Source organism: Opitutales bacterium (assembly GCA_013215165.1).
Classification (GTDB): Bacteria; Verrucomicrobiota; Verrucomicrobiia; order Opitutales; family JABSRG01; genus JABSRG01.
The window spans coordinates 1-3,752 of the sequence record JABSRG010000123.1; the positions used below are offsets into that span (position 1 = coordinate 1).

Consider the following 3,752-nt stretch of genomic DNA (forward strand, 5'->3'; position numbering starts at 1 on the left):
CCCGAAGACATCGTAACGCCCCTGGCCCAAGCCCACCACATCCTACACCGCCAAAAACGTCGCAAACATCCCCCACAGCACGACCCCGACCCTCAGCAACTGACCTGGCGACGACTGTGCTCGCTGAGGACGTCAGATTGGCTCGAGGGCGTCGATCGGGTTGTTGTCGGTTGGTTGATTAGGTTTTTTATAAGATTTGAGTTTTCTTCGACTGACCCCATTTTGCGTCCGCCCTTAAGTTAGTGCCACTCACGTTTGACCCCTTCGGACGTCCCAAGGCTTAGGTGTAGGCGTGAAAATCGGATCATAATTTCGAGCACGTCCTTCATAACGTTCCCACAATCCTTCCTCCTCTTGGTTTTCATCTTCACGATATAAATTGTAAGCTCTGACAATGTAGGAAATCAGGCTTTTTCCAAGAAAACGGCAGCCAAAGGTTTCAGCATCAAATAAAAAACCAGCCCGATTCGGACCAAAAGAGATACTCATCACCATTAACGCCTCCTAAAACGATCGCTGAAGTAGAAGGAAACTCCCAATGCGCGTCCAATTCTATTTCGGAATACAAGGCGTTTTCATAAAGCCATCTATATGATTCGGCGCATGCTCCAGGAAGCCTCACTTCGGGATTAAGTTCCTGTTTAGGATTAAACAAAACTAGATCTCCGAAAAATCCCATACCCACAAAATCGATAATTGCTCGATACTCAGGAGGGAGTGAAAAGCCGAGCACCGATTCGCAAGCTTCCCATTCTCTTGTTGTTGGCCGTGCCCACGTTGCAGGATTACAATTATCGTAAAACCATTGGTTACTGTTCATAGACGATTAGTTCACTCTTTGTTTACCGTGGAGAAAAAGGATACAAGTCTAAGAATTCTTGATTTCATCATGAACATCGAAGGATTTCTTTCCTTCCCTACGGTGGCGGCTGATTAGACTTGAAAGGGAATTGGGTGGGCCAGTGCAGAGTTTTTCACTGAGCCAGGGCAAGGGGGCCTGGGCAAGCTTGCGTAGATACCTCGCCAGGGCTATTTTCCAAGATGCACTTTTCTTCGACCCAATAATATCAGCGCCTGTCTTGCCCAGGGCAGCTAGGCCGAGTTCAAATAGACGCTCAGAGCGCTGAATGCGCAAATCTGCCGCTTCACCCTTCTCGAATCGCTGGTCCGGAGGCAGCTTTAAACCCTTTAAAACCGCTTTCCGGTAGTCAGGGGAGCCGTACATCCATCCACGACTTATCTGATCAAACTTTTGTTTGCGCTGGGTATCATCATCTTCCGCTAACAAATTTAAATGATCCCGATAAAGACTTCTGCCTCGCGGTGTATCAGGAAGGCTGCCAGCCGCCTCCATACAGGTGCTAGCATCGAATTCCTGCCAGCGACGCCGTTTGTGCCATAGCCAATGAAAACTACTCCAGGCATAACTCTCCAAATCTGCAACGTCTGCTAGACCGGCACGTACCGGATTCAAGTGAATGTAGTCGCACACGCGACCGACGACACCCGGATCCACTAAAATCGCTTTGTAACGGCCTTGACGAAGCACGCATGTGCGCAGATGGCATAGCCCCGCACTCGGCGGGGAGAGTTAGGTGGGCGCCCTTGGGCAACCTAACGAACAAACACATGCCCGTTTTCCTTGCGATAACGATTAAACCGATTGGCAAATGTGCTTTGTAGCCATCGCATGCCATCGACCAGATCGCCAAGTGGAGTCTCAATACATAAGTGATAATGATTCCCCATTAGCACCTAAGCATGCAGGCGCGAACCCCGCGCAGACACGCCTTCGTGGAGACAAAGCATGAATGCACGCTTAGCACCCTCGGTTTCAAAAATGAATGATCGATAATTTCCACGATTGATCAGATGGTAAATCGCTCCTGGAAATTCGATGCGAATCTTTCTTGCCATGCCATGAGACAAAGAATGAAACTCTAAAAATTAAGAATTCTTAGACTGACCCTATTTGCGACCCCTATTTGCGACCCCAGATACAACACTCATACCCGACAGCCTGCCGCATAAGTGCCCTCAAGCAACCCAAGAGCAAGGTGGTCACAGTTTGTGACCAGTTGCCCTAATCGAGCAAATCGCGCAGTATAGCCGCCAAGCCTTCCCGGTCCAATCGATGCTCTGCAATTTCGATCAAGGCATTGTATAACGGATTGGTCAGCTCTCGATTGATCGAGACACCATTCAACTTCAAGAAGGCCAAACATGCAGCCATAGCCGCTCGTTTATTTCCATCAAGGAACGCCTGAGCTTGCGCAATGTGGAAGCCCTAGGCGGCAGCAATATCGTAGAGATCGCCGTCCGCATACCAGTAGACATTTTGAGCTTGAGCAACAGCACCTTCAAAAAGAGAGCGGCTCCGCAGACCTGCAGAACCGCCGTAAAGCTCAAGACCTCGTGCGTGGTAAGCCTCAACCTGAGCTGCCGTCAAAAAGATCGGATCGCTCATTGCGCCAACTTACGGAACAACTCGGGATGCTCACCAAAGACAGCTTCTCCAGCTGCTTTTGCAGCGTCATCGTCAGCATAGCGCACTTTCGTGGAGCTATCCTTTCGGATAAACTCGACGACCTTGCCTTGTTCGTCTTCAGGCAAGCGCTTAAAATAGTCGATGACTTCCATTGTGTTCATACGGCCTAATATCGGTAATTTCATGGGATTTTGCAAGTCAACTGTCGTCGTCCTCGATCTCGGCCTTGATCTCATCGAGGACGGTGTTACCCACCTTGGCTCCATAGCATCGACACCCTCCTCAACCCAAACCGGTCAAAAAACCGCCCCGAAGACATCGTAACGCCCCTGGCCCAAGCCCACCACATCCTACACCGTCAAAAACGTCGCAAACATCCCCCACAACACGACCCTCAACAACTGACACTTCTGTAGAAACGAAAGGCCCGATGGATACCACCCACCGGGCCTTTTTCATCGTAAGCCTACGACAAAAATGAGCACAAAATACGACCTCAATCCGGCAAAACCGTCCAAAACCCTACGATGACAATTTGAGCGAAATTACGATGTCAAAAAAAGTGGTAACAGTTTAAACGCCTATTCGAGCGTCATTATTTTGACTTCAGTTATGGCATGATCGACGTGGAAGGTGATCACAAAACCGCTGACAGTAAGCTTTTGCAACAGGCGACCTTTGCGATCTTCAAACTGGATTTCTCCTTCAATGAAGGGGTTGTTTGCCAAAGCGTCGATAAAGCCAAAAACCGCACGGCGACGCTCACCACGTAAGCTTTTCAGCCGCTCACCCGCCCTCTTTTCGACAAACAAGTCGTGGTCGATAGGCATTAAGACTCGGGAGTGTTTTTTTTAATAGACTCGAAAGAAACCCAGCGTTCTTCGGAGCTATCATCCAACATTTCTGTTAGATGATTTAAATAAGCTGGATCCTTGAGTTGGCGCTGGTGAGAGAGATACACAAGTAACTCACGCTGATCTTGATCAGCAAGTCTGTCTACTTCGCGCTTTAGTTCAGTCAGTCCCATTACATTCGCATTTCAGTCTATAAGGTGACAAAACTAAGCAATAACTCAAGCCTCACCTTTATCTATCCGCGCCGGGTGCGTCCGTTTGTGCACTTCTTGGAGCTGCTGGATGCTGACTTCGGTGTAGACTTGCGTGGTCTCCAGTTTGGCATGCCCCAGAAGCTGCTGGATAAAGCGGATGTCTACGCCGTTTTCGAGCATGTGGGTCGCGCTGCTGTGGCGAAAGAGGTGGCAGGA

8 protein-coding genes are annotated in these 3,752 nt (G+C 49.3%); all 8 read right to left on the minus strand.

Features of this window, described 5'->3' with window-relative positions; translation table 11 throughout:
• Positions 1 to 445: 445 nt before the first annotated feature.
• Positions 446 to 820, minus strand: a complete 375-nt coding sequence (locus tag HRU10_15145) for a hypothetical protein (GenBank protein ID NRA28568.1) — start codon at positions 818 to 820, stop codon at positions 446 to 448.
• A 48-nt stretch (positions 821 to 868) separates the two neighbouring features.
• Positions 869 to 1,549, minus strand: a complete 681-nt coding sequence (locus HRU10_15150; protein ID NRA28569.1) for a hypothetical protein — start codon at positions 1,547 to 1,549, stop codon at positions 869 to 871.
• 534 nt (positions 1,550 to 2,083) lie between these two features.
• Complete coding sequence (locus HRU10_15155) at positions 2,084 to 2,233, minus strand: hypothetical protein (GenBank protein ID NRA28570.1); 150 nt, start codon at positions 2,231 to 2,233, stop codon at positions 2,084 to 2,086.
• A gap of 54 nt (positions 2,234 to 2,287) precedes the next feature.
• Complete coding sequence (locus HRU10_15160; protein ID NRA28571.1) at positions 2,288 to 2,467, minus strand: hypothetical protein; 180 nt, start codon at positions 2,465 to 2,467, stop codon at positions 2,288 to 2,290.
• On the minus strand, positions 2,464 to 2,673 hold the full coding sequence (locus tag HRU10_15165) for a hypothetical protein (protein ID NRA28572.1): 210 nt from the start codon (positions 2,671 to 2,673) through the stop codon (positions 2,464 to 2,466). Before HRU10_15165 ends, HRU10_15160 begins: the two co-directional genes overlap by 4 nt.
• 396 nt (positions 2,674 to 3,069) lie before the next feature.
• On the minus strand, positions 3,070 to 3,318 hold the full coding sequence (locus HRU10_15170; GenBank protein NRA28573.1) for a hypothetical protein: 249 nt from the start codon (positions 3,316 to 3,318) through the stop codon (positions 3,070 to 3,072).
• Positions 3,318 to 3,515, minus strand: coding sequence for a hypothetical protein (locus tag HRU10_15175; protein NRA28574.1), 198 nt, complete (start codon positions 3,513 to 3,515; stop codon positions 3,318 to 3,320). Before HRU10_15175 ends, HRU10_15170 begins: the two co-directional genes overlap by 1 nt.
• Before the next feature lie 45 nt (positions 3,516 to 3,560).
• Positions 3,561 to 3,752: tyrosine-type recombinase/integrase (locus tag HRU10_15180; protein NRA28575.1), on the minus strand; the 192-nt coding region annotated here is incomplete at its 5' end.

Excerpts from the sequence above, each read along its gene's own strand:
- HRU10_15145 (NRA28568.1), bottom strand. The coding sequence starts at position 820 with ATGAACAGTAACCAATGGTTTTACGATAATTGTAATCCTGCAACGTGG.
- HRU10_15155 (NRA28570.1), bottom strand. The coding sequence starts at position 2,233 with ATGGCTGCATGTTTGGCCTTCTTGAAGTTGAATGGTGTCTCGATCAAT.
- HRU10_15160 (NRA28571.1), bottom strand. The coding sequence starts at position 2,467 with ATGAGCGATCCGATCTTTTTGACGGCAGCTCAGGTTGAGGCTTACCAC.
- HRU10_15165 (NRA28572.1), bottom strand. The coding sequence starts at position 2,673 with ATGAAATTACCGATATTAGGCCGTATGAACACAATGGAAGTCATCGAC.
- HRU10_15170 (NRA28573.1), bottom strand. The coding sequence starts at position 3,318 with ATGCCTATCGACCACGACTTGTTTGTCGAAAAGAGGGCGGGTGAGCGG.
- HRU10_15175 (NRA28574.1), bottom strand. The coding sequence starts at position 3,515 with ATGGGACTGACTGAACTAAAGCGCGAAGTAGACAGACTTGCTGATCAA.